Origin of the sequence: Goekera deserti, assembly GCF_010685995.1 — a bacterium.
GTDB classification, from domain to species: Bacteria; Actinomycetota; Actinomycetes; order Mycobacteriales; family Geodermatophilaceae; genus Goekera; species Goekera deserti.
This window is the reverse complement of record NZ_JAAGWK010000006.1, coordinates 1-681: the sequence shown is the minus strand read 5'-3', so window position 1 is coordinate 681 and position 681 is coordinate 1. Positions and strand designations below refer to the sequence as shown.

The following is a 681-nucleotide window of genomic DNA, read 5'->3' as shown; positions in this document are numbered from 1 at the left end:
GGGGCGGGTGGTGAGGTCGAAGGAGAGCCGGTTCCCGTCCAGCACCGACCCCGGCGCGTTGTTGCCCGAACGCAGCTGCACCACGGAACAACCTCCGGTGAGGACACACACGACGGCGAGCACCAGCGCCACGACGACGCCGGGACGTGGTCGGCGCCCGGCGGGCCAGGGGTCCATCAGGCGCTGCACCTCGATCCGTCTCGGGGACTGCAGCTTCCCAGGTCGGAGCGGGTCGGGCGTGCCGGATCGCCCATTCGGGGGACCCGGTGACGCATGGTCGAACGGCATCAGCCGAAGGCCAGCTGGTAGCGGACCGACCCGGCAAACGGGCCGGCCTGCCCGAGGGCCACGTCGACGTCCACGGTGATCGAGATCCCAGCTGCGACCGGGCGGTCCCAGGACCGCTGGACGCGCTCACCGGAAGAGCCGGGGGACCCCCAGGGGTTGGGTGTGCCGCTCGCCGAGGGAGTGAGGGTCGCGATGACCTCGGCCGGGTCGATGCCCAGCAGGGCCGCGGAGGCGTCCAGTCGCTGGCGGGTCTGCTCCTCCGTGCCGTTCTCGTAGACCGCGGCGCCGGTCGGTGGGCCGTCCGGGCTGGCGGCCCATGCCGCGAGGCCGCCCGCGGTCCAGGTCAGCTGACCGCTCGGCAGGGTGACGTCGATGAGCACCACCTCGCCGGGG

1 protein-coding gene is annotated in these 681 nt (G+C 73.4%); it reads right to left on the bottom strand.

The genetic code is table 11. From position 1 onward, the window contains the following. Positions 1-287 precede the first annotated feature (287 nt). On the bottom strand, positions 288-681 hold a 394-nt coding region (locus G1H19_RS03340), incomplete at its 5' end, for a hypothetical protein (protein ID WP_163638777.1).